Here is a 26200-nt window from a genome sequence, read left to right as displayed (position 1 = left end):
TCAGGCTAGTCTCGCCGCCGTCCGGGCGCTAGAAAGGCGAGCCTCACCCGCGCAGCGCCGTGATGACCAGGGCGGTCCGCAGCGCGGCATCCGCCGCCTCCGCGCCCTTGTCCTCCTTCGATCCTTCGAGTCCTGCCCGGTCGAGGCCCTGCTGCTCATCGTCGAGGGTGAGCACGCCGAAGCCGACCGGCTTGCCGGCATCCAACGAGACGCGCGTGAGCCCGTCGGTGGTCGCGGCCGACACGTACTCGAAGTGCGGTGTGCCGCCGCGGATGATCACGCCCAGGGCGACCACGGCATCCGCGCCACCGGCGAAAGCCGCCTGCGCAGCGACCGCGAGCTCGAACGATCCCGGAACACGCACGGTCTCGTATGCCGCGCCGGATGCTGCGAGCACGCGCTCGGCCCCGGCGATCAGTCCGTCTGTGATCACATCGTGCCAGGTTCCGGCGATGACGACCACCTTCAGGCTGGTGCCATCGATCTTCTCGTGGGCGGACGGTGCTCCTGCGCCGCTCATGCGTTCTCCTTCCCCTGCGCGAGGGCGGCCGCAAGCTCGGCCTCGCCGATGATGTGGCCCATACGGTCGCGCTTGGTTTCGAGGTACTGATGATTGTTGGGTCCAACGCCGACGATCAGCGGCACCTGCTCGATGACGTCGAGACCGAGTTCGCGCAGCTTCGTGGCCTTGTCGGTGTTGTTCGTGAGCAGGCGGACTCTCGAGATGCCGAGATCGCTGAGGATGCCGGCCGCAGCCGCATACTCGCGCGCATCAGCAGGCAGGCCGAGTGCGAGGTTCGCGTCGACGGTGTCGAGCCCCTCCTCCTGCAGACTGTAGGCGCGCAGTTTGTTGATGAGTCCGATGCCGCGTCCCTCGTGCCCGCGCATGTAGATGACTACACCGCCGTCCTGCTCGATGGCGTCCAGGGCCGCATCCAGTTGCGGCCCGCACTCGCACTTCAGCGAGCCGAACGCCTCACCGGTCAGGCACTCGGAGTGCACGCGCACCAGCGCCGTCTCACCGGGCTCGCCGGAGACGACCGCGATGTGATCGGTGCCGGTCACGCGGTCCTTGTAGGCGAGAAAGCGGAAGACGCCGTGGTCGGTCGGCACGGTGGCATCCGCTCGCAGGCTGACCCGGCGCTTGCCGGCGCGCGACGACGTCACGGGACCGTCGAGCGGATCTGTCTTGTTGAGGTGCGCGATGAGCTGTTCGATCGTGATGACCGGCACGCCGTCGCGGGCGCCGAGCTCCTTGAGCCCGGGCAGACGCATCATGCTGCCGTCCTCGGCGACGACCTCGGCGATCGCACCCACCGGCTGCAGGCCCGCGAGCTTCATGAGATCGACAGCGGCTTCGGTGTGGCCGCCGCGCTCGCGCACGCCGCCGTCCACAGCGCGCAACGGCAGGACGTGGCCGGGCCGGATGACGCTCGTCGACGTCGAGGCCGGGTTCGCGAGCACATTCAGTGTGTGCGCGCGGTCGGAGGCGCTGATGCCGGTCGTGACGCCCTCGGCGGCGTCGACGCTCACCGTGTAGGCGGTGGAGCGGGCGTCCTCGTTGGCCTCGACCATCGGCGGCAGGTTCAGGTGATCGGCGAGGTCGGACGGCATCGGGGCGCAGATGAACCCCGACGACCAGCGCACCGTCCACGCGACCCACTCCGGGGTGGCGAGCTCGGCCGAGAGGATGACGTCGCCCTCGTTCTCGCGGTTCTCGTCGTCGGCGACGATGACGGGGCGGCCTGCACGCAGCGACTCGAGAGCTTCTTCGATGGTGGAAAGGCTCATCTCGAGCCTCCTTCCGAGACGGCCCGGAACGCCAGGAGGCGCTCGACATGACGGGCGAGAATGTCGGTTTCCAGATTGACGCGGTCTCCGACGACACGGCCCCCGAGGGTCGTGGCGGTGAGCGTCTCAGGGATGAGCGAGACCTCGAGCCAGGCGTCGGCATCGGTCGGGTCGCTCACGGCGCTGACCGTGAGCGAGATGCCGTCGATCGAGATCGAGCCCTTGTCGACGACGACGGGAGCGAGGTCGGCGGGGATCGCGACGCGCAGCACGCTCCACTGATCGCCGGGGCGCACCTCGACGATCGTGCCGGCGCCGTCGACATGGCCCTGGACGATGTGCCCGCCCAGGCGCGCGCCGACCGGCATCGCCTTCTCGATGTTGACCTGGGTGCCGACGGAAGCCGTGGCCAGTGCCGACACGTCGAGCGTCTGCTTCATCACATCCGCGTCGAAGGTGTCGGGCCCGGATCCCACCACGGTGAGACAGACCCCCGAGACGGCGATCGACTCGCCGTGCACGGCATCCTGCGCGGCTTTCGGAGCGCGGACGGTCAGACGCCAACCGTCGCCGGACGGCGCGATGGCGGTGATCTCGCCGATCTCCTCGATGATTCCGGTGAACATCAGCGGACTCCCTTGCTGTCTTCTGATCGGGCGATCGCGAGCAGATCGGGGCCGAGCGGCACCCATTCGTCGATCGTCAATCGGTGGGCGGCGTCGATCGTGGGGACGCCGATGTCGGTGAGTGCCAGGCGCTCGCCGCCGAGCAGCACCGGTGCGATGTACGCCAGGATGCTGTCGGCGAGGCCGGCGGCGATGAACGCGCTCGCGAGCGTCGGCCCGCCTTCGACGAACACGCTCTGGATGCCGCGGGCATGGAGATCCCGGGTGATGGCCTGCAGGTCGTGGGTGTCGAAGAAGAGCGGTTCGTGCGGGTGGCGGCGCACCGCGGCATCCGCCGGTGTCTCTCGCGACCCGATGACGACCGGGACCGGCTGGCGCGCATGGAGCGCGTCGCCGTCGCGGGCGGTGAGGGCCGGGTCGTCGGCGAGCACGGTGCCGGTGCCCACGACGATCGCGTCGGCGATAGCCCGGCGGCGGTGCACGTCGGCTCGCGCTTCGGGCCCGGTGATCCACTGGCTGGTGCCGTCGGAAGCTGCGGCGCGGCCGTCGAGGCTCTGCGCCCATTTCACGGTGATGTGCGGGCGGCCCCGCCGCTGCGCGCTCAGCCAGTCTGCAATGAGAGCGGTTGCGGCATCCGCCTGCTCGCCGGCTTCGACCTCGACACCGGCGGCGTACAGGCGTTCTGTACCGCCGCCGGAGACGGCGCCGGGGTCGTCGAGAGCGTAGACGACGCGGGAGACTCCGGCGTCGATGAGGGCGAGAGCGCAGGGGCCGGTGCGACCGGTGTGGTTGCAGGGCTCGAGGGTGACGACCGCGGTCGCGCCGCGGCCCGCACCGTCTGCGAGATGAGACAGGGCATCGATCTCGGCATGCGGCGTGCCCGCACCCCGATGCCAGCCCTCAGCGAGGACGTCGCCGGCGGGGGAGAGGATGACGGCGCCCACCTGCGGATTGATTCCGCGCGGACCGCGGACCGCAAGTGCGAGCGCACGCGTCATCGCGCGGCGTTCCGCCTGGGTCACTGCCATCCGTCGTCCTTCGTCCTGACCCCGGGGATGACAGTATGCGCGTCGCCGCGCATCGTGCTGCCTCCCTTCCGGACTAGTGGGATCTCTCCCACATCACCGTCGGTCCCGGAATTTCACCGGATCAGCACGTCGGAAAACCGACGCGCTCGCGGACTGTCACCGCCGGTTCGGATTCACACCGACCCCGGAGCACGTTGATGCTCAGTGTAGTCAACGCGTGAGCGCGTGATTCATTCCGCGTCGTTGGAGACTGCACACACGCCGGCGACGGCATCCAACGAGCGCGCCAGAACGGGGCGCGGATTAAGCGCGTAGCGGCCATCGCCGAAGAGCTCGATCGTGGCGGCACCCAGGTAACCCTGACGATCAAGCGCTGTCACGATGTCACCGAGCGGCAGGCACCCGTCGCCCCAAGCGAGGTGGCCGGTGGGTGACCCATCGATCAGATGAACGTGCCGCACTCGGTCACCGAGCGCGGCGAAATAGTCATCGATCGAATCCCCTGCGGCATTCGCAGCCACGGTGTCGAGCACGACGCCGAGCGCAGGAGAGGCCACCTGCGAGAGCATCAACGCGGCGTCATCCGCCGTGACGACCAGATTCGATTCCACGCGCTGCAGCGGTTCGAGAACGCAGTCGAGGCCGAGCGCGGCCGCATACGCGGTGATCTCGCCCAGGCTGTCGGTGGCGCGAATCCACGCCGAGCGCCGGGGCTCGTCTTCCTGGCCTCTGCCGGAGGTCAGGAGCAGCCTTTGGGCGCCCAGTTCGATGGCGAGCTGTGCGGCGCGGTGGAAGGTCGAGATGCTCGCCGCCCGCCAGGTGTCATCGGCCGCAGCGATATTCACGGGATACATCACCTGCTCCGGTGTGAAGCACACGATCTCCAGACCACGATCGGCCGCCAGCGAACGAATGCTGCGCGCATCGCCGTCACTGAGCAGGTCCACGTGCGCGTGCGGCGCGACACCCCACAGCTCGACCTGCGTTCGATCGAGCGCGGCGAGGTCGTCGAAGCACTGTTCCAGCGAATGGTGCTGATAGGCGAAATTGGATCCGCACACGCGATCGACGAGCACGGACGTCACTTCCCGATTCCCTCGGATAGGCCCTTGATGAAGTACCGCTGGCTCGCGAAGAACATGACGATGATCGGGAGGGCGGCCACGACCATTCCCGCGAACACGACCGGGTAGTCCGTGCCGTGTTTGCTCATCAGGCTGGTGAGGCCGACCGGCAGGGTCTGAACGGTCGTACCGCTGGTGAACACCATCGCGAACAGGTATTCGTTCCACGCGAACAGAACGTGCAGGATCACCGTGGATATGATGATCGGCTTGCTCATCGGCAGCGTGATGCGCCAGAACGTCATCCACCGGCTCGCGCCATCCATCTCTGCGGCTTCATCCACCTCACGCGGCAGGTCGATCATGTAGGCGCGAATGAGGAATGTGGTGAACGGGATGCGGAACGCGGTGTAGAGGATCAGCAGCGCCCAGAACGTGTTGTACAGCCCCATCGCCTGGAACATACGCACAAGCGGGACGAGTGCGACCGCGGGTGCCAGCATGAGACCACCCAGGATGACGAAAGACGCTGATCGACCGAAGGGCATTCTGACGCGGGTGAGACCGTACGCCGCCCACGCACTGATGAACACGGTCGCGATCGTGGAGGTGACCGTCACGAGCACGCTGGCCATGAGGTAGTCGCTGACTCCGCGATTCCATGCGTCGGCGTAGTTCTCCCAGTCGAGCTGCAGCGGGAGCGCGAAGGGATTGCCGAACAGCTCGGTGTTCGTCTTGAAACCGTTGAGGACCATCCACAGCAGCGGATAGATCACGACGACGGCGAGGGCGAGCAGGAACGACCAGAGGAAGACACGACCGATTGCGGCGACGAATCCGGTGCGGGACATCAGAAATCCACTTTCTTGCGTCGGGTGTACCAGAGTTGTCCGAGCGCGATCACGAGTGTCACGAAGAAGATGACGGTGGCGATCGCCGCGGCGTATCCGAAGTCGTTGCGAACGAATCCGCTTCGGTACAGCCACGTCGCCAGCACCTGCGTCGAGTTGTTGGGCCCGCCGGTCGTCATCACCATCACTTCGTTGAAGACCTGGAACGCGCCGGATACGGTGACGATGACCATGAGTCCGGTCATTTCGCGTACGAGAGGAACTGTGACGTGGAAGAACCGTCGTACGGCGCCGATGCCATCGAGAGCTGCCGCTTCGTACAGCTCCGTCGGCACGCGCTGAATGGCGACGGCGAACAACAGAGTGCAGTAGCCGAAGCCCTGCCATTGGCTCATCGCGATGATCGAGACCATCGCGGTCGATTCTTGGCCTAGCCAGGGCTGTGTGAGCGCATCCAGGCCCACCGCATCGAGAGCGTGATTGAGGAGCCCGAGATTGGGTTCGTAGATGAAGTAGAAGAGCAGGCCCGCGACCGTGAGCGAGACCGCGGAGGGAACGAAGTAGATCGCTCGAAGAGCCTGCCGCCAGCGCGTGCTCCTCAGGCTCTCGATCATCGCGGCCAGAACGAGCGCACCTCCCACTTGGAAGACGATCGAGAGCACCGCGTAAAGGATGTTGTTTCCCAGCGACGTCCAGAACACCGGGTCGTGGGCGAGCTTCTCGTAGTTCTTCAGCCCGACGAACTCCGATGCCCCGGAGTAGATGTCCCACTCCTGCGTCGAGAACACGAGGTTCTGCACGAGTGGCAGGTAGACGAAGACGCCGAGCACGACGAGCGCCGGCAGCACCCACGCCAGCGACACCAGACGTCTGGCCGTGCCACGTGCCGCGCGCCCGCCCGCGCGCCCGCCTCTGCCGGACGTGACGATGGCTTCAGTGAGCGTCGGGGGCTGACGCAGGCCGGCCCCCGACGGCACCTCAACGGGCCGAGTCGTTGGCCGCTCGGACACTGTCGAGCACTTCCTCCGCGCTGGTGCTGCCGCTGATGATGGCTTCGCCGCCGGCAAGCCAGGCATCGGCGACTTCGGGAACGGTCACGGTGTCGAGCCAGCCGATCAACTGGGACGCCTCGTTGACCAGAGTGATGCCTTCGAAGACTGCCCGACTCGAGGTCTCTTCCGTGACGGCGCCCACGACGGCGCTCGGCTGCCCGTACGGGGCCGCAGAGAGTGCACCGGCGTTCTCGGGTTGGGTGACGAACTTCATGAAGTCCACCGCGAGCGCAGCTTGCGGGGAACGTGCGTTCACCAGGTAGCCCTCGGGGGCACCCTCGATCGCCCCGAGGTCGCCCGCGGCGCCCTCGGGTGCGGGCAGAGGGAAGAGACCGAAGTCATCGGTGGTGAGCGTGGAGCCGTCCGCGGTGACCGTGTCGAATTCAAGGACCTCTTGGTAGTACATGGCCGCTCGCCCGCCTGCGAGCGCCTCTTGCGCGGTCGTGTACAGAACACCGTTCGTGCCGTTTCCGGAGTCGGTGCACTCATTCACGAGGGTATGAAGCTGTTCGAGGGACTCGACGTAGCCCGGATCATTCCATTCCGCCTTCTCGGGATCGAAATCATCCCGGAGCACATCACTGGGAACGTTGTAGGCGAACAGCTGCTGCAGGTAGTGCAGTGCAGGCCAGCCGTCCTTGTTGCCGAAGGCGATGGGCTCGTACCCCGCGTCACGCAGCGGTGCGCACGTGTTGATGAGTTCGTCGAATGTCGTCGGTACATCCACGCCTGCCGCTGTGAAGGCGGTCTTGTTGTATCCCATGAACTTGCCGTTGTTGTAGAGCGGAATCCCGTAATACTTGCCGTCGCTCTCGAAGGCGGACAACGACGCTTCGCCGAAGCGATCACCCCACTCGGTGCCGGGCGCGATCTGGTCCGTCAGGTCGGCGGCGAGACCTCCGTCGATGAAGTTCTGGGCCCAATCACCCGTCCAGGTGAAGTAGATGTCGGGTAGCGCCTGCGAGGCCGTGAGGGTCTTGGTCTTGTCCTTCACCGACTGATCGGTCTCTTGGATGAGTTCGATCTCGACATCGGGATGCTCGGCGTTGTAGGCGGCAGCGAGATCTTCGAAATAGGTCTGGAGTGGATCGCCTCCGAATTTCGTCAGGATCGACAGCTTGCCCTCATACACCGGCTCGGCGTTGATATCCGCAGTCGGAGCGGGGGTACTGCCGGCACAGCCGGCGAGAAGGAGGGCGGATGCCGCGACGGCCGCGGCGATCGGGAGGGGGCGAGTCAAGCGCATGGTCTGCCTCTCTGCAGTGCGGACGTGTTCCGCGTGGGTCGCGGGTACTGATCCGCCATGGAAATGTCGGTGCGTGCTTGTCGAGTGAGTGTAGCGAAAACCTGGTACCGGTACCAGTGTCAATTTTTCGAATAGTCGATCCGAGTCAGATCTGGCCCTAGAGCAATAGTTGACTGGTGCGCATTCCATGTGTCAGCATTTGGTCACACCTGATACCGGTACCACATTGCCACGGGCGAGATTCGACGCCCACACGAAAGGATCGATGATGCTCAAGTTCGACGAGAACGCTTTTCGCAACCAGATCGCCAGCGCGGTCGCGCTGCGTCCGCAGATCGAGGATCTGGTCGAGATGCTCCTCGCGAAGGGGATCGACAATGTGCTGCTCGTGGGAGCAGGCGGTACCTACAGCCAGATGTGGCCGTACGAGCTGATGGCGCGAGAGCGGTCCACACTCCCCGTTCGCTCTGCCATAGCGGCAGAGCTCGTCGTGACCGGCGATGCGCTCCTCGGAGAACGCACCGCTGCGGTGTTCACCTCTGTCACCGGGACGACTGAAGACGTCATCCGCGCCATGGAGTACGTCACCGCTGCCGGTGCGACGACGATCTCGTTCACCGGAGCCGCGGATTCACCCATCGCGACTGCTGCACATCACGCGCTCGTCTCTGAGCCGAAGACCTGGCCGTTCGACATGCAACTGCTTCTGCTGATCGGTCGGCTGCTGGACAAGCGCGGGGAGTTCGACGGATATGCCTCGCTTGCCGATGAACTCGTGCATCTTCCGGATGCCCTCGTCGCCGCAGCCGAGCAGGCGGAGCCGCTCGCAGCGGCCTTCGCCGAGGCTCACGCGGATACCGACTACTACTTCCTCATCGGGGGCGGCCCGCTCTGGTCGTTCGCGTATCTGTACTCGATGTGCATCCTCGAAGAGATGCAGTGGCTGCGCACGACGCGCGTGCACAGCGCTGAGTTCTTCCATGGCTCTCTCGAGTTGCTCGAGGACGACACCTCGGTGATCATCTTCCAGGGGGAGGACCGGACGCGACCGCTGACCGACCGTGCGCAGGCCTTCGCCGAGCGCATCTCGAATGATGTCAACGTCTTCGACACCCGCGACTATGCGCTCGAGGGATTCAGCCAGGACAATCGCGCGCTGATCGCGCCGATCGTGCTCGACACCGTCATGGGACGGGTGAGCAAGCATCTCGAGCGTGTGCGGGATCACTCCCTCGACCTGCGCCGGTACTACCGCGTCATGGACTACTGAGGTGAAGGCGCGCTCGCCGATGCGCGTGCTGGGCTTCGGCGACAACATCGTCGATCGGTTTCTCGACCGGGCGATCGATTATCCCGGCGGGAACGCGGTCAACGTCGCCGTCTACACGCGGCGCCTTGGCGCGCACGCGGAGTATCTCGGGGTCTTCGGCGACGACGAACTGGGCCGCTTCGTGCGAGCGTCGATCGAGGATGCCGGCGTGCCCACTCCTCGGAGTGTGGTGCGCGCCGGTGAATCGGGTGTGACATGCCTTCGTGTCATCGACGGCGATCGGGTGTTCTTGGGCTGGAACGGGGGCGGTGTCACGGTCCAGCAGCCGATCGACCTCTCTGATGACCGCGCCGCGTACGTGTCTGCTTTCGATCTCGTTCATTCGAGTGTGTACTCGCGAACCGAGGAAGAACTGCCGAAACTGCGATCTCGCGACGTCCTCGTCACCTTCGACCTCTCGAGCGAACCGGAGTTCCGAGAGCCGAGCTACCTCGACCGCGTGGCGCCTTATGCCGATCTGGTCCTGCTCTCGTGCTCGGGAATGGCGGAAGCCGAATCATTCGCGATTCTCGAAGACGCCGTCGCACGCGGCGCCGGAATCGCGCTTGGAACGCGTGGCACGGACGGCGCTGTCGCGGTCGACGGCGTCGCACGGATCACCGTCCCGGCCGAGCCTGTCGACGACCGGGAGATCGTCGACACCATGGGCTGCGGTGACGCGTTCGTCGCAGGCTTCATCGTGGACCTGTACGGCTCTGGTTGGCGGCGCGGGACGCAGGCCACAGCGTCCGACCTGCACTCCGCACTACGTGCGGGCGCCATCGCTGCGCGCGACCAGTGCTTCATCGAAGGCGCATTCGGCCACGGGCGCCCGATCGATGAGGACACCCCGGTTAGCATGTTGTGAGTCTGCGATGAGGAAGGGGACGAGGGCGATGGTCTCAGAACGCTCGGTCCCGCCGACCATCTCGGAAGTCGCCGCCGCTGCCGGTGTCGGGAGATCCACCGCGGCACGGACACTCGGCGGATACGGTTACGTCAGCCCTGAGTTGCGTGGCCGGGTCGCAGCGGCGGCAGCGCAGTTGGGATATCGGACGAATGCCTTGGCGCGCAGCATGTCGACAGGGGTGAGCCAGACCATCGGCGTGATCATCGCCGACATCGCGAACCCCTTCTTCGGGGGCGTCGTGCGCGGGATATCGGATGCGTCGAGAGCGCACGGTTTTGAGACGCTCGTTCTCAGCACCCACGAAGATCTCGCTGAGGAGATCGCCGCAACGGACGTCCTGATCGATAAACGTGTGGACGGGATCATCGTCGCCTCGGCCGCCCTCGATGCAGCCTCCGCAGGTCACATCCGTCAGGCAGGCGAGCACGGCATCCCTGTGGTGCTCGTGGATCGCGCTGTGGCCGGGCTCGATCTCGACGCCGTGGTGATCGACAACCGGTCCGCGGCGCGTGACGCCGTCGCGAAGCTCATCGCAGTGGGGCATCGTCGTATCGGGTTCGTGTGGGGCCCCCCGGTCGACGAACGCCCGCGTCGACGCCGTGAGCTGATCGATGTTGCGACGCGCAATCTGTGGACCGACGGCGAGCGTCTTCAGGGATACCTCGACGCGCTCGATGACGCGGGGATGGTGCTCGACACCGACCTGATCATGGTGGGGCGCAAGACGGAGGAGAACGCCGCGGTCGAGGTCGCCCGGATGCTCGCGTCGGACGATCCACCGACCGCTCTGTTCTGCACTGAGAACGACGCGGTCACGGGCACCCTGCTGGCATTGCGCGCAGCGGGCGTCCGAGTGCCGTCGGATATCTCGCTGATCGGGTTCGACGACAACTCGTGGGCAGCGGTCATGGAGCCGCCGTTGACGATGATCGAGCAGCCGACTCTGGCACTGGGCACGCGGGCAGCAGAGGTGCTTTTCACGGCGATCGAGGGCGAACCCCGTGCGCCCGAGCTGCATACCCTGAACACACGCTTGGTCGAGCGCTCATCGGTGATGCCTCCGTCCACGCAAAATGATCGGTAGGCCCACTCACTTCAGCAGGCGCGAGAGGCGTCGGTCGGCGAGAACCTTGCCATCGGTCTGACACGTCGGGCAGTACTCCAGCGACCGGTCGGCGAAGAAGACGCTGCGGACGGTGTCGCCGCAGACCGGGCAGGTTTCGCCGCGCCGCGCGTGCACCTGGAACCCTGCGCGCTTGGCGTCCTTCAGGTCGGCCGGTGGCTTGCCGGATGCTGCGGCGACGGCATCCCTCAGCGTCGACTGCATCGCTGTGAAAAGGCGATCGATGTCGGTGTCATCGAGGTTGCCACTGATGGCGTAGGGCGACATCTTCGCCGCATGCAGGATCTCATCGCTGTAGGCGTTGCCGATCCCCGCGATCACCGATTGATCGCGCAGCAGGCCCTTGATCTGCATCCGGCGCCCATCCAGGAGCGCGGCGAATGCGTCGCGGGTGAACTCCTCGCTCAGTGGCTCGGGCCCGAGGCGCGCGATGCCGGGGACATCGTTAGGATCGCGAACGACGTACACCGCGAGTGACTTCTTCGTGCCGGCCTCGGTGAGATCGAATCCGCCGTCGTCGTCGAGCGCGACGCGCAACGCAATCGGTGACTTGCCCGGCTTGATCAGCGTCGTCGCCAACAGCTCGTACCAGCGCAGCCAGCCCGCCTTCGCGAGGTGGAACACGAGGTGCAGGTCCTCACCGCACGAGACCACGACGAATTTGCCTCGCCTGTCCGCTGCGGTGATCGTGGCGCCGTGCAGTGCGGTGTTCGGTGGGTCGTATGTCTTCAGCGCCGCGATCTCGCCGACGCTCGTGCGCGTGATCGCGTGGCCGACCGCGCGCTCGCCGAGGAAGTCGACGAGCCCCTGAACCTCCGGCATCTCCGGCATGCGCCCATCCTGCCACCTGGGTGGGACGTTCGGCAGGGGGCGTGTGCCGACGCCGGGAGGTGGTCGTTCGTGTCGCTTCGCTTTGCCCGAGGCGGCACAACGCGACACCTCCTCGCAGGGCCCGAGTCAGGAGGTGACGGTAGGTGCCGCGTGCGTCGGCGGGAGGCGACACGAACCGACACCTCCCTCCGGTGCCTGTGCCCGCCGGGGCCTGTGCCCTTCGGCGCCCGTGCCCTCCGGCGCCCGTGCCCTCCGGTGCCTGTGCCCTCCGGCGCCCGTGCCCTCCGGTGCCTGTGCCCTCCGGTGCCTGTGCCCTCCTGCGCCTGTGCTGGCCTCAGCCGAGCGCGACCGGCCAGTCCACCGGCATCCGGTCATCCGATGCCAAAAGGCCGGCGCTCCAGCCGTCGTCGCGTCCGCGCGGGCTGGTGAGCGCCTGGCGCATGAGCCCTTCGTATCGGAATCCGAGCGCGCGAGCAGTGCGTGCCGACGGGACATTGCCCGCGACGGCGCGCCAACTGATGCGCGCGAGCGCGAGTTCGGTGAATCCCCACTCGATCACGGCACGGGATGCCTCGACCATGAAGCCCCGGCCGCGTGACTCGGCTGTGGCCCAATAGCCGAGTTCGGTGGACCCGCCGGCATCGTGCGCAGTGATGTGATGCAGGCCGACGACGCCCGTCAGCACGCCGTCATGGAAAACACCCCAGATCGCCTGGCTGCCGTCCGCCCACCACTGCGCGGTGAGATCGACGAACCCCTCGCCGTGCTCGCGCGTGTACGGGCTCGGCACCGTCGTCCATCGCGGGATCTCCGGATCCTGGCACGCCGACGTGATCGCATCGACGTCGTCCGCGGTCGGCGCTCGGAGGACGAGACGATCCGTGCGCAGCGTGACAGGTTCCATCCCGACAGGCTACTGACCGGAAGGTGGTTGTTCGTGCCGCCTCCGGGAGCGGGAGGCGACGCGAAGCGACACCTGCGGGGTTGGCCCGCGCCGGGAGGTGGTCGTTCGTGCCGCGTCGGAGAGCGGGAGGCGACGCGAAGTGACACCTGCGGCGCTGCGCTGGTCCGGGGAAGCACATTGCGACGCCGGAGTGTCGGACGCCGCGTCTAAGCTTGCCTGGTGAATGTTCCCGGGATCCTGCGCGCCTTGGAAGAGGCCAGTGTGTACCACGACGCCCTCACCTGGGCGCAGACCGATGCCGATCTCGGGCTCGTCGACGGGCTCGACGCCCCGACGATCGCGGGACTTCTCGACAAGCGCGCGAGCGCGGGGCACCCGGCGACCCTCCTCGTCATCGCACCGACCGGTCGGCGTGCGGAGTCGCTCGCCGGAGCGCTCGGCTCGTTCGTTCCGGATGCTGAGATCCTCAGCTTCCCCGCCTGGGAGACCCTGCCGCACGAGCGCCTCAGCCCGAGCCCCGACACGGTCGGGCGACGCCTGGACACCCTGCGCCGCATCACCACATGGTCGGGTGAGCGCCCGCTGATCGTCGTGGCTTCGGTGCGCGCTGCGCTGCAGCCGATCGCGTCGAACCTCGGCGACACCGCGCCGCTTGCCCTCGCACTCGGCGCCCGCGGCCTCGAACTCGACGACGCCATCGAGCAGCTCGTCGAGCGCGCGTACAGCCGTGTCGACATGGTCTCCCGCCGAGGCGAGTTCGCCGTGCGCGGCGGCATCCTCGACGTCTTCCCGCCGATATCCGAGCATCCGTACCGGGTCGAGTTCTTCGGGGACGAGATCGATCAGATCCGCGCGTTCTCGGTCGCCGACCAGCGCTCGCTGCCGGGCGACGTCGACCTGGTCGAGCTCCCTGCCACGCGTGAACTGCTGCTGACCTCCGACGTGCGCGACAAAGCTCGTTCTCTTGTTGCGGGGTTCCCGGCGATCTCAGGGATGCTCGAGAAGATGGCCGAGGGCATACCGGTCGAGGGCATGGAGTCGCTGCTGCCCGCCGTCGCCGGCCCTCTCAAATCGCTCGCCGAGTACTTCGCGCCGGGGACGGCTGTCGCACTCGTCGATCCCGAGCGCGCCAGCGCCCGCGCCCAGAGCCTCGGTGAGACGAACCGTGAGTTCCTGGATGCCGCGTGGAGCGCGGCGACGTCCGGAGCATCCGCCCCTATCGATCTCGGCGCGGGCGACTTCCTCAGCGTCGCGCGGCTGCGCGAGATCGTGCGCGAGCGCGATGGCGTGTGGTGGCGGTTGAGCCCGTTCGCAAGCGACGACGCGGATGCTGCGAACATCGACGCGTCGATCATCCCCTCTTTCCACGGCAACGTCGACGGCGCGATCGAGTTCGTCGCCGCACGCCTCGCCGATGAATGGCGCGTCGTGGTCGTGGCGACCGGTACCGGGCTCGTGGACCGCGCGAACGATGTGCTCTCCGACCGCGGGCTCGCGGCCCGTGTCGTCGAGACCCTGACGGACGAACCGGATGCCGGTATCGCCACGCTCGTGCTCGGGTCCCTCGAGTCGGGGTTCCAGATACCGGAAGCGAAACTCGCCGTCCTCACCGACAACGAGTTCTACGGCCGCACTATCGGCGGCGACCAGCGCGTTGTCAAGAAGCTCGCATCGCGGCGCCGGAACGTCGTCGACCCGCTGCAGCTCAAGAACGGCGACCACGTCGTGCATGCCACCCACGGCATCGCGAAGTTCGTCGAGATGACCCAGCGCGAGGTCTCCACGGGCGGTCGCAACGCCACCAAGACCACGCGCGACTACCTCGTGCTCGAGTACGCGCCCTCGAAGCGCGGATACCCGGGCGACAAGCTCTACGTCCCCACCGATCAGCTCGATCTGCTCTCGAAATACGTCGGAGGCGAGGCCCCGACCCTGTCGAAGATGGGCGGCAGCGACTGGTCCGCCGCCAAGGGCAAAGCGCGCAGGGCCGTGCGCGACATCGCCGTCGAACTCGTCAAGCTGTACTCGGCGCGGATGTCTGCCAAGGGATACGCGTTCGCTCCGGACACCCCGTGGCAGCGCGAGCTCGAAGAGGCCTTCCCGTTTGCGGAGACTCCCGATCAGCTGCAGACGATCGATGAGATCAAGGCCGACATGGAGCGACCGATACCGATGGATCGCCTGCTGTCGGGTGATGTCGGCTTCGGCAAGACCGAGGTGGCTGTGCGCGCGGCGTTCAAAGCCATTCAGGACGGCAAGCAGGTCGCCATGCTCGTGCCGACCACGCTGCTGGTGAAACAGCACTTCGAGACCTTCACCGAACGCTTCGCCGGCTTCCCGGTGAAGGTCAGGGCGCTCTCGCGCTTTCAGACCGACAAAGACGCCCGGATCACCCTGGACGGGCTCCTGGACGGCTCTGTCGACATGGTCATCGGCACCCACCGGATCCTGACCGATCTGGTGATCTTCAAGGATCTGGGACTGCTCATCATCGATGAGGAGCAGCGCTTCGGCGTCGAGCATAAGGACAAGCTCAAGAAGCTGAAGACCAACGTCGACATCCTTGCAATGAGCGCGACACCGATCCCGCGGACGCTCGAGATGGCGGTCACCGGCATCCGCGAAATGTCGACGCTCGCGACACCGCCGGAGGACCGGCATCCGATCCTCTCCTTCGTCGGCGCCCGCAGCGACAAGCAGATCGCCGCGGCGATCCGGCGCGAGATTCTGCGCGAGGGGCAGATCTTCTTCGTGCACAACCGGGTGCAGTCGATTCAGCGCGTCGCTTCCGAGCTCGCCGAGCTGGTGCCCGAGGCGCGCATCGCCGTCGCACACGGCCGGATGGGCGAGCACCAGCTCGAACAGGTCGTCGACGACTTCTGGGAGCGCAAATACGACGTGCTCGTCTCGACGACGATCGTCGAGACCGGGCTCGACATCTCCAACGCCAACACGATCATCATCGACAAGGCCGACAAATACGGACTCAGCCAGCTGCACCAGTTGCGCGGGCGCGTCGGCCGCGGACGCGAGCGCGCCTACGCGTACTTCCTGTACGACGACGCCAAGCCGCTCAGCGAGACGGCTGCCGATCGGCTGCAGACGATCGCGATCAACAACGACCTCGGGTCGGGAACGCAGGTCGCCCTGAAGGATCTCGAGCTGCGCGGCGCGGGCAACATGCTCGGCGCCGAGCAGGCCGGCCACATCGCCGGCGTCGGCTTCGACCTCTATCTGCGCATGATCGGCGAGGCCGTCGCCGACTTCCGCGGCGAGGACACCTCGAGCGACGTCGAGCTGCGGATGGAGATCCCGGTGGATGCCCGCATCCCCGAGACGTACATCGACAGTGAGCGACTGCGGCTCGAGGCCTACCAGAAGCTGTCGGCCGCCGCCGCGCCGAGCGCGAAGGACGACGCGATCGACCTCGTCATCGAAGAGCTCACCGATCGGTACGGCGCCCCTCCCGAAGAGGTCGAGGGGCTGGTGTCGGTCGCCAGACTGCGCCGGCGGGCGGGTGTGGCCGGGCTCACGGATGTCGTCGTGATGGGGTCGAACCTGCGCGTGGCCCCCGCCCGACTCGAGGAGTCGATGAAGGTTCGCCTGCAGCGGCTGTACCCGAAGGCGAAGCTCGTCGCCGGGGGAGAGGCGCTGCTCGTGCCGCTCCCTGAGGATGCCGAACTCCTCGACTGGGTCTCGCAGCTGCTGACGGCACTGTTCCCAGCATCCTGACCCCACCTTCCCTCCGAAGTTGTGCACGGTGCGGGCGGGGCGGCGCTACGCTGGCGGCATGTTGTACGAGCACCTCGGGGCTCGGCCCCGCATCGATGACACTGCTGTCGTCGCGCCGACCGCTGTCATTTCGGGCGACGTGGAGATCGGGCCGGGCTGCCAGGTGCTGCACGGCGCCGTGATCACCGCCGAAGGCGGGCCGATCACCCTCGGCGAGCACGTGATCGTGATGGAGAACGCGCTCATCCGCGCCACGGCCGCGAACGCCGTGCACATCGGATCCCACACGCTGGTCGGCACGCTGGCGAGCATCGCCGGCGCGACCATCGGCGACGAGGTGTTCTTCGCCTCCGGCGCGCGGGTGTTCAACGGATCGATCGTCGGGTCGCGATGCGAGATCAGGGTTAACGCGATCGTGACCCGCCGTGCCGTACTGCCCGAGGGCACCGTCGTACCCATCGGGTGGGTGGCCGCCGGGGACCCGCTTCAGCTGTTCTCACCCGACCGGGCGGACGAGATCGCCGCCGCCCAGCCCGAGCTCGACTTCCCCGGGCACGTGTTCGGCGTCGACCGCGACACACCCGACCTCATGGTGCAGCTCACCGAGCGCTACGGCTCATCGCTCGCTCGGCACGCGGACGATCACGCGGTCTGAGCCGGAGGCTTCGACTCGCCTCCGGCTCGCTCAGCCCGTTTCGTCTCGCTGCGCTCGCTCAACGACCCGCAGCCGTCTTCGCGGGGCGTTGAGCGCAGGCGCGCAGCGCCGAAGTCGAAGTCTTCCGCCGAATCGAAGCAGCTCAGATGGCACCCTGCGCGAGCATGGCCGCGGCCACCCGCTGGAAGGCGGCGATGTTGGCCCCGGCGACGTAGTCACCGGGAACGCCGTACTTCTCGGCCGCGTCGAACGCTGCCCGGTGGATGTCGCCCATGATCTCGCGCAGCTTGTTCTCGCTGTCTTCGAACGTCCAGCGCTGACGCGACGCGTTCTGGCTCATCTCCAGCGCCGAGGTCGCGACACCGCCAGCGTTCGCGGCCTTGCCCGGCGCGAACAGCACTCCAGCGCGCTGGAACGCCTCGACGGCATCCGGAACGCATGGCATGTTCGCCCCCTCGGAAACCGCGCGTACGCCGTTGGCGATGAGCGCCTCGGCATCCTGAAGGCTGACCTCGTTCTGCGTGGCCGAGGGCACGGCGATGTCGACCGGCACGTCCCAGACGCTGCCCCCTTCGACGAAGCGGGCGCTGGCGCGACGGTTCGCGTACTCGACGATGCGGCCGCGCTCGACCTCCTTGATCTGGCGGAGCAGTTCGAGGTCGATCCCGGCGTCGTCGACGATGTAACCGGAGGAGTCGGATGCCGTCACCGCGGTCGCTCCGAGCTGGGTGGCCTTCTGGATGGCATAGATCGCGACGTTTCCGGATCCTGAGATGCCGACGCGCTTGCCCTCGAACGACTCGTTGTGGATCGCGAGCATCTCCTGGGCGAAGAACACGGCACCGTAGCCGGTGGCCTCGGTGCGCACCTCGGCGCCGCCCCATCCGGTTCCCTTGCCGGTGAACATCCCGGACTCGTGGCGGTTGGTGATCTTGCGGTACGAGCCGAACAAGTAGCCGATCTCGCGGCCGCCGACGCCGATGTCACCGGCAGGAACGTCGGTGTGCTCGCCGAGGTGGCGGTACAGCTCGCCCATGAACGACTGGCAGAAGCGCATGACCTCGGCGTCGCTCTTGCCGTGCGGGTCGAAGTCCGACCCGCCCTTGGCGCCGCCGATGCCCTGACCGGTGAGCGCGTTCTTGAAGATCTGCTCGAAGCCGAGGAACTTGATGATCGACAGGTTCACCGACGGGTGGAATCGCAGCCCGCCCTTGTACGGCCCGAGAACCGAGGAGAACTGGATGCGGTAGCCGCGATTGACCTGCATCTTTCCGGCGTCATCGACCCAGGGCACGCGGAACATGATCTGGCGTTCCGGCTCGACGACCCGGTCCAGGATGCCCGCTTGGATGTACTCCGGGTGCTGCTCGAGCACCGGCGAGATCGTTCCGAGCACCTCGTGCACGGCCTGCTGGAACTCGGGTTCGTGCGGGCTGCGCGCCAGTACCGTGTCGAAAACGGGCTGGACGGACTCGGTGAGCGGGTGAAATTCGGTGAGAGTTGCGGTCACGCGGGACGGCTTTCTGAGTGGTGTGGCTGAGGGGCGATCGTGTCGCGTGAAGTCTTGTGCGGGTTCGGGCACGAGATCTCACTTTACCCCGGAGGTTCCGGTGATGTCGCCAGAGCTCGATCACCCGGTGTTCTGCAGGCCAGCGGCGACACCGCTGACGGACAGCAGTAGGAGGCGGCGCTGTTCGTCATCGGCACCGGATCCGGATGCTGACGAGCGCAGTTCGCGCAGAGCACGCAGCTGCAGCAGCGAGAGCGCGTCGACGTACGGGCTGCGCAGGGCGACGGCCCGCTGCAGGATCGGCTTGTTCTCGAGCAGACCGGTGCCGCCGGTGAGGCGCATGACCCACTCCTTGGTGAGGACGAGCTCATCGAGCACGAGCTGGGCGAGGTCTTCGCGGTCGCCGAGGGCGAGGTAGCGGCGGGCGATGCGCTCATCGGTCTTCGCGAGACTCATCGCGACGTTGTCGATCATCGTGCGCAGCAGCGGCCACTCGCGATAGGCCTCGGCGAGCAGCTTCTCGTCGCCGACGGTCTCGAGAGCGGTGCCGAGGCCGAACCAGCCGGCCAGGTTGATGCGCGCCTGGGTCCAGGCGAACACCCAGGGGATCGCCCGCAGGTCCTCCAGCGACTCGACGGACAGGCCACGGCGCGCGGGACGCGACCCGAGGGCGAGCAGTCCGATCTCCTCCATCGGCGTCACGGTGGCGAACCAGGGAGCGAAGCCGTCGGCCTTCACGAGCTGGAAGAACCGCTCGCGCGACGCGGCATCCATCGTCTGCGCTATGTCGGCGAAGCGGGCGGCGGCGCCGCTGGTGCGCTCCTCGACGCTGGGTGATGAGGCGAGCAACGTCGCCGCGGCGACCTGATCGATGTGGCGCATGGCGATCGCCGGTTCGCCGTAGCGGGCGAAGATGACCTCGCCCTGCTCGGTGAGCTTGAACCGGCCGTCGACGGAGTGCGGCGGCTGCGCGAGGATCGCCGAGTTGGCCGGCCCTCCGCCGCGACCGAGCGCTCCGCCGCGTCCGTGGAACAGGGTCAGGGCGATGCCGGCATCCTGCGCCCAGAGGGCGATCTTCTCCTGCGCCTCGTACAGCGCGAGGTTCGCGGCGACCGGGCCGACATCCTTGGACGAGTCCGAGTACCCGAGCATGACCTCCAGACGGTTCCCGGTCTCGGCCATGCGTGCGCGGAACTCCGGGAACTCGACGACCTCGGCGAGAATCTCCGGTGCCGCCTGCAGGTCGGCGAATGTCTCGAACAGCGGCACGACATCGAGCACCGGCGCGTGGTCGCCGAAAGCGTGGCGGGCCAGGCGATGCACGTTCGCGAGGTCTTCGGCGGACTGCGTGAACGAGACGACGTAGCGACCGGCAGCGCGCAGGCCGTAGGTGCTCTGGATCTCAGCGATCGCGCGGAAGACCTCGAGCACCTCTTCGGTGCGTTCGCTGCGCTCGCCGCCGGCCTCGAGTTCTGCCAGCGCCTCGCGGTGCACCTGCGAGTGCTGGCGCACCTCGAGCTCGGTGAGGTGGAAACCGTAGGTCTCGACCTGCCAGATGAGGTGCTGGATGCCGCCGAACGCATGCCGCTTCGCGCCGGATGCCGCCAGCGAATCCTGCACGGCGCGCAGGTCAGCGAGCAGCTCCTCCGGTTTCGTGTAGCCGTTCGAAGCGCCCGTTCGGGTCGCGGCGACGCGCTGCGCGAACGCGAGCACCACGCATCGGTGCGGCTCCTCGGGGGAACGCGCGGCGATCTCGGCCGCGGCATCCGCCTCAGCGGCGGAGAACGCCGCCCACAGCGCGACGACCGCCTCGCTCGGCGGTGTGCCCTCGGCGTCGAGCGTGAGGGTGCGGCCGATCCGGTCGAGGGCGCGTTCAAGGCCACGCAACACGTGGTCGGCGGCGATCTGCGCCGCCTCGCGAGTGACGGATGCCGTCACGAACGGGTTGCCGTCGCGGTCTCCGCCGACCCACGAGCCCACCCGCACGAAGGCGGGGACGACGGGGGTGCTCGCGCCTGACTCCTCGCCGCGCAGAGCGTCGTCGATGCGGCGATACACGTGCGGCACCGTGGTGAACAGCGTCTCATCGAACACCGACATGACTGTGCGCACCTCGTCGGTGGGCGAGGGCTTCTGGGCGCGGAGGGGAGCGGTGCGCCAGAGCGTGTCGACCTCTTCCAGCATCCGACGATGCGCGCGGTGCTGCTCGGCGCCGCCGTCGCTGGACGCATCGTGCTGCGTCAGCAGTTCGGACAGGCGGCGGACGCTGCCCGACACCGCCCGGCGCCGCGCCTCGGTGGGGTGCGCGGTGAAGACGGGGTGGAACCGCAGGGCGCCTAGGCGGCGCCGCGCTTCCTCGTCGCCCACCTCGCGGCGCAACTGTGCGTAGGCCGCGGCGACGGTGTCGGCGGCATCCTCGCGTCCCGGCTTGCCGTCCCGCTCGCGCAGAACGCGCACTCGCTGGTGCTCCTCCGCGAGGTTGACGAGGTGGAAGTAGCAGGTGAAGGCGCGCGCGACCTCGTCGGCCCTGGCGATGCTGAACGACTCGGCGATCTCGGCGGCGCGCTCGAACGCTTCGGTGCTCTCGTCCTCGTACGCCTGGATCGTCGCCAGCCGCAGCCGCTCGACGTCCTCGAAGAGTCCGGGGCTGCCGCATTCCTGCAGCACCTGCCCCAGCAGCGCGCCGAGCATGCGCACATCGGCGCGCATCTCGTCAGGAATGCCGCGCCCGGCCTCGAACCGGCCGATGACGCGGATGGCCTCGGTGCGGGTGGGCTCGGTGTAGATGCGTGCTGGGTCCGTGGGCTCCGTGGTCATCATTCGAGGTTAGCGGCGCGCCGCCGGTGCTCCGAACTCGTGACGATTCCGCCCGTGGCGGGCATAGCATGGAGCGGATGTCTGACTCGCGAAACCTGCTGCGCACGCAGCAGTTCCCTGCCGTGCTGCTGCTCTTGGCGGCCGGCCTCGGCATCCTGTTCGCGAATCTGCCGACGCACGACCCGATCGCGACCGTGCTGGACTTCCACATCGCCATCCCCGGCACGGGCATCGACCTCTCGATCGCCCACTGGATCTCGGACGGTCTGCTCGCGGTCTTCTTCTTCGTCGTCGCGATGGAGCTGCAGTACGAGCTCACCCGCGGAGACCTCAGTTCGTTCCGCAAGGCGCTGCAGCCGGCGATCGCCGCCGCCGGCGGCGTGGTGGTGCCGATCATCATCTACCTTCTGATCGCCGGCGGTGGAGACACGGCATCCGGTTGGCCGATCCCGACGGCGACCGACATCGCCTTCGCGCTCGGCGTGCTGGCGGTGTTCGGCAAGGGGCTGCCCACGGCCGTGCGCGTGTTCCTGCTGGCGCTCGCCATCCTCGACGACATCATCGGCATCATCTTCATCGCCGTGCTGTTCGCACACGACCTGAACTGGATCTACCTCGTGCTCGCCGTGATCGGCGTCGTCGTCTTCGGCTTCCTCTCGCGGATGCTGCCGGTCAAGCGCTCCGGAATCATCATCGCCGCGATGATCGTCATCGGGGTGCTCGTATGGGCGCTCGTGCTGCTCTCGGGCATCCACGCCACGATCGCCGGTGTCATGCTGGGGCTCGCGATCGCGCAGTCCCCATCGATGCGCGCCCGCCATGCGCTCGACCCGTGGGTGAACGGCGGGATCCTGCCGATCTTCGCGTTCGCCGCTGCGTTCGTCGTGATCCCCGCGGTCTCGCCCAGCGAGCTGTCGCCGGCGTTCTTCGGCATCGCGATAGCGCTGCCGGTCGGCAAGATCATCGGTATCACCGCGTTCGGCTGGGTGGCGATGCGGATCGGGGCGAAGGAGAAGGCTCCGGCTCTCACGATCATGGATCTTGTGGCGGCCGGTGCGCTGGGAGGCATCGGCTTCACCGTGTCGCTGCTGCTCTCGAACCTCGCCTTCGCAGACGATGCCGAGATCCGCGCTCAGGCGATCCTCGGTGTGCTGGTGGGCTCGCTGATCGCACTCGTGTTCTCGGGGATCATCGTCTCGTCGCGGGCAGCGTGGCACCGACGGGTAGCGGCGGCGAGTTCCTGATGGCCTGCGAGAGTCTGGGGATGCTGTGACCGACGCCGACCCGCATGCCGACGCGCTGCGAGCCGCCGCCGAGACGATGCGCGCGGTGCGCGAGCGCTGCGTGTGGTCGCAGCAGATCACGCACCGCGACCTCGTGCCCTACCTCATCGAGGAGTCGCACGAGGTGATCGACGCTGTCGAGACGGGGGAGCGGGCGGAGCTGCGCGAGGAGCTCGGCGACCTGCTCTGGCAGGTGCTGTTCCATGCGGCGATCGCTGCCGAAGACCCGGACGACCCGTTCGACATCGACGATGTGGCCGAGACGCTGACCGAGAAGATGGTGCGCCGGCATCCGCACGTCTTCGGCGATGAGGTCGCGAACACGCCGGAGGAGGTGCTCGTGCACTGGAACGCCGCGAAGGCGGCGGAGAAGCACGAGCGGCGCAGCGTGCTCGACGGCGTCCCGCAGGGCATGCCGGCGCTCGCGCTCGCGCAGAAGGTGCTCGGCCGGGCTGCCCGTGTCGGGGCAGGAGACGAGGTCGCCCTCGCTGCGCACGATGCCGCCGAGGTCGGTGCTGCCCCGGAGTCGGAGGAAGAGCTCGGCGACCTGCTGCTCATGCTCACGGCCACTGCACGCGCGAACGGCTGGGATGCTGAGCGCGCCCTCCGCGAGCGTCTCCGCGCCCTGACGGACGACGTTCGCCAAGCCGAATCCGCCTGACTCCTTCCAATTCGCGCACGGGCGCTCGCGACACCTGGAAAGATGGGAACGTGGCAACTGTGAACCCGCCGCGCGGCATGCGCGACATCCTCCCCGCCGACAAGGCCCGCCGCGAGAGCCTCCTCGCCATCATCCGCGAGCGCTACCGGGCGCACGGCTTCGATGAGATCGAGACGCCCGCCGTCGAGGATTACGCCCGTCTGCATGCTGGCATCGGCGGCGACAACGAGAAGCTGTCGTACAACATCCTTCGCCGCGGTCTGGATGCCGAGGCCATCGAAAGCATCGGCCGGGCGATCGGGCAGGCGGCGGACAACATGGCCCAGCTGTCCGACCTGGGACTGCGCTACGACCTGACCGTTCCCCTGGCCCGGTTCTACGCCAGCAACCGTGGTCAGCTCCCCACCGTGTTCCGTGCGATCCAGATCGGCCCGGTGTGGCGCGCCGAACGCCCGCAGAAAGGTCGCTACCGCCAGTTCATGCAGTGCGATATCGACATCATGGGTGATGACTCGGCTCGGGCCGAGGCCGAGCTCATGGTCGCCTCTCTCGACGCGCTCGCCGCGCTCGGGCTCGACGGCGCGACCGTGCGCGTGAACGACCGTCGCGTGCTGGACTGGATGCTGGACACCTTCGGCTTCACCGCCGACGAGCGCCCCGGCGTGCTGATCACGATCGACAAGCTCGACAAGATCGGCCCCGACGGGATCGTCGCCGAGCTGCGTGAGCGCGGTGCCACGGCATCCGCAGTGGACGCGTTCGATGCGTACCTCCGCCGCCCGCAGACCATGGAGCACCGCCCGTACGGCGAAGGGCAGATCCGCAAGGCGCTGCCCGAGAACGCCCCCGACGAGATCGTCGCGCACCTCGTCGGCATCGGCGAGGCGGTCGCGGCGGGCACAGAAGCCGCGGATATCCCGCTCGTCTTCGACCCGTTCCTCGTGCGCGGCATGGGCTATTACACCGGCACGATCTTCGAGCTCGCGCATCCTTCGGTGTCGTATTCGCTCGGCGGCGGCGGACGCTACGACGGCATGATCGGCCGCTTCCTCGGCCAGCAGATTCCGGCCGTGGGGTTCTCGCTCGGATTCGAACGTCTCGCCGATCTGCTCGAGCCCGTGGCAGATGCCGGCAGCCGGGCCATCGTCCTTGTCCACGACGCCGATGTGCCCCTGGCCGAGCTCATCGCCCACAAGTCTGCGCTCATGGCGCACGGACGCGTCCGGCTGGAGCGTCGGGCGAAGAACTTCAAGGCCCTTCTCGAGCGGTCCGCCACGGACGGCTACAACGCCTTCGCAACGGTGTCGGCCGGCGCCGAGCCCGGGACGCTGGAGCTCAAGCCCCTCAGCTGAGCCCGGCCGCGCGCATCCGGTTCACACCCGTCAGCCCGGATCACACCTGTCAGCCGAAACCCCGGATCCTCACTGGCGTCCGTGATCTGCACCGACAAGTGTGTCGGCGTTCACGCACCGTTCACGCCGGCGCGGTGCAATGGAGGCCATGGGTCGAGTGCGCGTTTCGATTGCCGTGGCGGCGGCTGTGGCATCCGCGGTCGTGCTGGGCGGGCGCTCGTTGCTGTCCCGCCAGGCCGCGATCGCGCGACGCCGCATCGGCAAACCGCTCGGCGAGGTCTCACTCAACGCCGATCGGGTGTGGAAGAAATCGCTCGAGGGCACCCCGATCGAGCTCCTGCTGCTCGGAGACTCGCTCGCGGCCGGCCTCGGTGCCGAACGCCGCAAAGAGACACTCGGCGGGCGCATCGCGAAGGCGGTTGCCAAACGGATGCTGCGCCCGGTGCGCCTGCGCACAGCAGCCGTCGTGGGGTCGGAATCCACGGCGCTCGCCAGCCAGCTCGACGGCCTGCCGGACGATTACCATGCCGACGTCGCCGTGATCGTGGTCGGCGGCAACGACGTCACGCACATGGTTCCGCCGTGGTCGGCCGCAGGCGAACTCGAGAAGGCGATCACCCGCATGCAGGAGCGCGGAACGCCGGTGGTGGTGGGCACCTGTCCCGATCTGGGAACGCTGCAGCCCGTACCTCAGCCGCTGCGCACGCTGCTGTCGCGCATGTCGCATCGCCTCGCGCTCGAGCAGACGAAAGTGGCCTGGCGCACCGGCGCGGTGCCCGTCGATCTGCGTCAGGCGGTCGGTCCGACCTTCCGGGAGCAGCCGGACGAGATGTTCAGTCTCGACCGCTTCCACCCGAGCGCCGCCGGGTACCGCCGCACTGCCGAGGCGCTCGTGCCCGCCGTGGAGATGGCGCTCACGAACCCTGCTCTGGTGCCGGTCGGCTGAACGACGCCGCCCACTCCTTGACGCGCTTCGCGCTCTCGGCGGGCGAGAGGTCCTCAACCCGCGTCATCAGCGACCAGCGCACCCCGAACGGGTCGCGGATGCTGGCGAAGCGGTCGCCCGAGACGAACGAGGATGCCGGTTCCCGCACCGTCGCTCCGGCAGCCTCCGCGCGGGCCAGCACCGCGTCGACATCGGAGACGTAGAGGCCCAGCGAATAGCAGTCGTCCCCGCCGCCAGGCGGAGGGACGAGGCTGTACTCCGCGTTCGGCTCGCCGAGCTGCAGCAGTCCGACACCGAAGTCGAGATCGGCGTGCACGACGATGCCGCCCATCTCGGTGACATCGATCACAGTCGCGCCGAACACGTCGCGGTAGAACGCGATCGCGTCTGCGGCGCCCGGGATGGCGAGGAACGGGGTGAGGGAAGTCGCATTGTTCGGGCGACCGTCCGTGGTGTGCGTGCCGGTGAGGCCTGTCGTGGTTTCCATGTCGCCAAGCTATGACAGCGAT

At 67.6% G+C, this 26200-nt stretch carries 22 protein-coding genes and 1 riboswitch; of the genes, 9 read left to right on the top strand and 13 right to left on the bottom strand.

All coding sequences use genetic code 11. The features are described 5' to 3' along the window. Positions 1–43 precede the first annotated feature (43 nt). The 8 genes from ribH to ACTICP_RS00220 all read right to left on the bottom strand — a co-directional run bounded on the left by ribH (position 44) and on the right by ACTICP_RS00220 (position 7658). Complete coding sequence (gene ribH, locus ACTICP_RS00255) at positions 44–520, bottom strand: 6,7-dimethyl-8-ribityllumazine synthase (protein WP_441888332.1); 477 nt, start codon at positions 518–520, stop codon at positions 44–46. Continuing rightward, entirely contained in the window at positions 517–1791 is a 1275-nt protein-coding gene (gene ribA, locus ACTICP_RS00250) for a GTP cyclohydrolase II (RefSeq protein WP_441888330.1), read from the bottom strand. The genes ribH and ribA overlap by 4 nt, the downstream gene beginning before the upstream one ends. After that, positions 1788–2417: a riboflavin synthase gene (locus ACTICP_RS00245; protein WP_441888328.1), complete on the bottom strand. Its 630-nt coding sequence runs from the start codon at positions 2415–2417 to the stop codon at positions 1788–1790. Before ACTICP_RS00245 ends, ribA begins: the two co-directional genes overlap by 4 nt. Next, the gene (gene ribD, locus ACTICP_RS00240; RefSeq protein WP_441888326.1) at positions 2417–3445 is read right to left on the bottom strand and encodes a bifunctional diaminohydroxyphosphoribosylaminopyrimidine deaminase/5-amino-6-(5-phosphoribosylamino)uracil reductase RibD; all 1029 of its coding nucleotides are present in this window, start codon (positions 3443–3445) and stop codon (positions 2417–2419) included. The genes ACTICP_RS00245 and ribD overlap by 1 nt, the downstream gene beginning before the upstream one ends. Before the next feature lie 51 nt (positions 3446–3496). Then, positions 3497–3641: riboswitch (FMN riboswitch) on the bottom strand. A gap of 34 nt (positions 3642–3675) precedes the next feature. Then, on the bottom strand, positions 3676–4530 hold the full coding sequence (locus ACTICP_RS00235; protein ID WP_441888324.1) for a sugar phosphate isomerase/epimerase family protein: 855 nt from the start codon (positions 4528–4530) through the stop codon (positions 3676–3678). Further along, positions 4527–5360, bottom strand: a complete 834-nt coding sequence (locus ACTICP_RS00230; protein WP_241245225.1) for a carbohydrate ABC transporter permease — start codon at positions 5358–5360, stop codon at positions 4527–4529. The genes ACTICP_RS00235 and ACTICP_RS00230 overlap by 4 nt, the downstream gene beginning before the upstream one ends. Next, positions 5360–6370 (bottom strand): carbohydrate ABC transporter permease, encoded by a 1011-nt coding sequence (locus tag ACTICP_RS00225; RefSeq protein ID WP_307823422.1) that lies wholly within the window; start codon positions 6368–6370, stop codon positions 5360–5362. Before ACTICP_RS00225 ends, ACTICP_RS00230 begins: the two co-directional genes overlap by 1 nt. After that, on the bottom strand, positions 6339–7658 hold the full coding sequence (locus ACTICP_RS00220; protein ID WP_206476796.1) for an ABC transporter substrate-binding protein: 1320 nt from the start codon (positions 7656–7658) through the stop codon (positions 6339–6341). Before ACTICP_RS00220 ends, ACTICP_RS00225 begins: the two co-directional genes overlap by 32 nt. 268 nt (positions 7659–7926) lie before the next feature. Between ACTICP_RS00220 and ACTICP_RS00215 the strand changes: the two genes are divergently transcribed. Genes ACTICP_RS00215 through ACTICP_RS00205 form a run of 3 tightly spaced genes read left to right on the top strand, consistent with a single transcriptional unit; the run spans position 7927 to position 10961 of the window. Next, complete coding sequence (locus ACTICP_RS00215) at positions 7927–8928, top strand: SIS domain-containing protein (protein WP_441888321.1); 1002 nt, start codon at positions 7927–7929, stop codon at positions 8926–8928. 1 nt (position 8929) lies between these two features. Then, positions 8930–9835 (top strand): PfkB family carbohydrate kinase, encoded by a 906-nt coding sequence (locus tag ACTICP_RS00210; protein WP_441888319.1) that lies wholly within the window; start codon positions 8930–8932, stop codon positions 9833–9835. Beyond that, entirely contained in the window at positions 9807–10961 is a 1155-nt protein-coding gene (locus ACTICP_RS00205) for a LacI family DNA-binding transcriptional regulator (RefSeq protein ID WP_441888317.1), read from the top strand. The genes ACTICP_RS00210 and ACTICP_RS00205 overlap by 29 nt, the downstream gene beginning before the upstream one ends. Before the next feature lie 6 nt (positions 10962–10967). Here ACTICP_RS00205 and ACTICP_RS00200 read toward each other — a convergent pair whose 3' ends face one another. Further along, on the bottom strand, positions 10968–11831 hold the full coding sequence (locus ACTICP_RS00200; protein ID WP_206476793.1) for an Fpg/Nei family DNA glycosylase: 864 nt from the start codon (positions 11829–11831) through the stop codon (positions 10968–10970). Positions 11832–12165: 334 nt separating this feature from the next. Further along, positions 12166–12735: a GNAT family N-acetyltransferase gene (locus ACTICP_RS00195; protein WP_441888314.1), complete on the bottom strand. Its 570-nt coding sequence runs from the start codon at positions 12733–12735 to the stop codon at positions 12166–12168. Positions 12736–12954: 219 nt separating this feature from the next. On the opposite strand from ACTICP_RS00195, the gene mfd reads away from it, so the two are divergent. After that, positions 12955–16467 carry a transcription-repair coupling factor gene (mfd, locus tag ACTICP_RS00190; RefSeq protein ID WP_441888312.1) on the top strand — a complete coding sequence of 1171 codons (3513 nt, stop codon included), beginning with the start codon at positions 12955–12957 and terminating at the stop codon, positions 16465–16467. Positions 16468–16525: 58 nt separating this feature from the next. After that, positions 16526–17122, top strand: coding sequence for a gamma carbonic anhydrase family protein (locus tag ACTICP_RS00185; protein ID WP_441838182.1), 597 nt, complete (start codon positions 16526–16528; stop codon positions 17120–17122). A 142-nt stretch (positions 17123–17264) separates the two neighbouring features. On the opposite strand, the gene gdhA is transcribed toward ACTICP_RS00185, so the two are convergent. Continuing rightward, positions 17265–18632: an NADP-specific glutamate dehydrogenase gene (gene gdhA, locus ACTICP_RS00180; protein WP_441888310.1), complete on the bottom strand. Its 1368-nt coding sequence runs from the start codon at positions 18630–18632 to the stop codon at positions 17265–17267. Between the two features lie 120 nt (positions 18633–18752). After that, positions 18753–21449 (bottom strand): phosphoenolpyruvate carboxylase, encoded by a 2697-nt coding sequence (locus ACTICP_RS00175; RefSeq protein ID WP_441888308.1) that lies wholly within the window; start codon positions 21447–21449, stop codon positions 18753–18755. Between the two features lie 77 nt (positions 21450–21526). On the opposite strand from ACTICP_RS00175, the gene nhaA reads away from it, so the two are divergent. The 4 genes from nhaA (at position 21527) to ACTICP_RS00155 (ending at position 25691) form a co-directional block, all read left to right on the top strand. Further along, positions 21527–22693, top strand: coding sequence for a Na+/H+ antiporter NhaA (gene nhaA, locus ACTICP_RS00170; RefSeq protein ID WP_441888306.1), 1167 nt, complete (start codon positions 21527–21529; stop codon positions 22691–22693). A 25-nt stretch (positions 22694–22718) separates the two neighbouring features. Beyond that, complete coding sequence (locus ACTICP_RS00165) at positions 22719–23393, top strand: MazG family protein (protein WP_441888304.1); 675 nt, start codon at positions 22719–22721, stop codon at positions 23391–23393. A gap of 77 nt (positions 23394–23470) precedes the next feature. Next, positions 23471–24745: a histidine--tRNA ligase gene (locus ACTICP_RS00160; RefSeq protein WP_441888532.1), complete on the top strand. Its 1275-nt coding sequence runs from the start codon at positions 23471–23473 to the stop codon at positions 24743–24745. A 148-nt stretch (positions 24746–24893) separates the two neighbouring features. Next, on the top strand, positions 24894–25691 hold the full coding sequence (locus ACTICP_RS00155; RefSeq protein ID WP_441888302.1) for an SGNH/GDSL hydrolase family protein: 798 nt from the start codon (positions 24894–24896) through the stop codon (positions 25689–25691). On the opposite strand, the gene ACTICP_RS00150 is transcribed toward ACTICP_RS00155, so the two are convergent. Continuing rightward, complete coding sequence (locus ACTICP_RS00150; protein WP_441888300.1) at positions 25660–26178, bottom strand: VOC family protein; 519 nt, start codon at positions 26176–26178, stop codon at positions 25660–25662. The genes ACTICP_RS00155 and ACTICP_RS00150 overlap by 32 nt on opposite strands. Positions 26179–26200 lie beyond the last annotated feature (22 nt).

Source organism: Microbacterium sp. (genome assembly GCF_052102115.1).
Lineage (GTDB): Bacteria > Actinomycetota > Actinomycetes > Actinomycetales > Microbacteriaceae > Microbacterium.
Note: the sequence above shows the minus strand (reverse complement) of the source record. Positions and strands in the feature narration are given on the sequence as shown.

What these genes read in the sequence shown, in the direction of transcription:
- ribH (WP_441888332.1), bottom strand. Translation starts at nt 520, where the DNA reads ATGAGCGGCGCAGGAGCACCGTCCGCCCACGAGAAGATCGATGGCACC.
- ribA (WP_441888330.1), bottom strand. Translation starts at nt 1,791, where the DNA reads ATGAGCCTTTCCACCATCGAAGAAGCTCTCGAGTCGCTGCGTGCAGGC.
- ACTICP_RS00245 (WP_441888328.1), bottom strand. Translation starts at nt 2,417, where the DNA reads ATGTTCACCGGAATCATCGAGGAGATCGGCGAGATCACCGCCATCGCG.
- ribD (WP_441888326.1), bottom strand. Translation starts at nt 3,445, where the DNA reads ATGGCAGTGACCCAGGCGGAACGCCGCGCGATGACGCGTGCGCTCGCA.
- ACTICP_RS00230 (WP_241245225.1), bottom strand. Translation starts at nt 5,360, where the DNA reads ATGTCCCGCACCGGATTCGTCGCCGCAATCGGTCGTGTCTTCCTCTGG.
- ACTICP_RS00220 (WP_206476796.1), bottom strand. Translation starts at nt 7,658, where the DNA reads ATGCGCTTGACTCGCCCCCTCCCGATCGCCGCGGCCGTCGCGGCATCC.
- ACTICP_RS00215 (WP_441888321.1), top strand. Translation starts at nt 7,927, where the DNA reads ATGCTCAAGTTCGACGAGAACGCTTTTCGCAACCAGATCGCCAGCGCG.
- ACTICP_RS00205 (WP_441888317.1), top strand. Translation starts at nt 9,807, where the DNA reads ATGAGGACACCCCGGTTAGCATGTTGTGAGTCTGCGATGAGGAAGGGG.
- ACTICP_RS00200 (WP_206476793.1), bottom strand. Translation starts at nt 11,831, where the DNA reads ATGCCGGAGATGCCGGAGGTTCAGGGGCTCGTCGACTTCCTCGGCGAG.
- ACTICP_RS00195 (WP_441888314.1), bottom strand. Translation starts at nt 12,735, where the DNA reads ATGGAACCTGTCACGCTGCGCACGGATCGTCTCGTCCTCCGAGCGCCG.
- ACTICP_RS00185 (WP_441838182.1), top strand. Translation starts at nt 16,526, where the DNA reads ATGTTGTACGAGCACCTCGGGGCTCGGCCCCGCATCGATGACACTGCT.
- ACTICP_RS00175 (WP_441888308.1), bottom strand. Translation starts at nt 21,449, where the DNA reads ATGACCACGGAGCCCACGGACCCAGCACGCATCTACACCGAGCCCACC.
- nhaA (WP_441888306.1), top strand. Translation starts at nt 21,527, where the DNA reads ATGTCTGACTCGCGAAACCTGCTGCGCACGCAGCAGTTCCCTGCCGTG.
- ACTICP_RS00160 (WP_441888532.1), top strand. Translation starts at nt 23,471, where the DNA reads ATGCGCGACATCCTCCCCGCCGACAAGGCCCGCCGCGAGAGCCTCCTC.
- ACTICP_RS00155 (WP_441888302.1), top strand. Translation starts at nt 24,894, where the DNA reads ATGGGTCGAGTGCGCGTTTCGATTGCCGTGGCGGCGGCTGTGGCATCC.
- ACTICP_RS00150 (WP_441888300.1), bottom strand. Translation starts at nt 26,178, where the DNA reads ATGGAAACCACGACAGGCCTCACCGGCACGCACACCACGGACGGTCGC.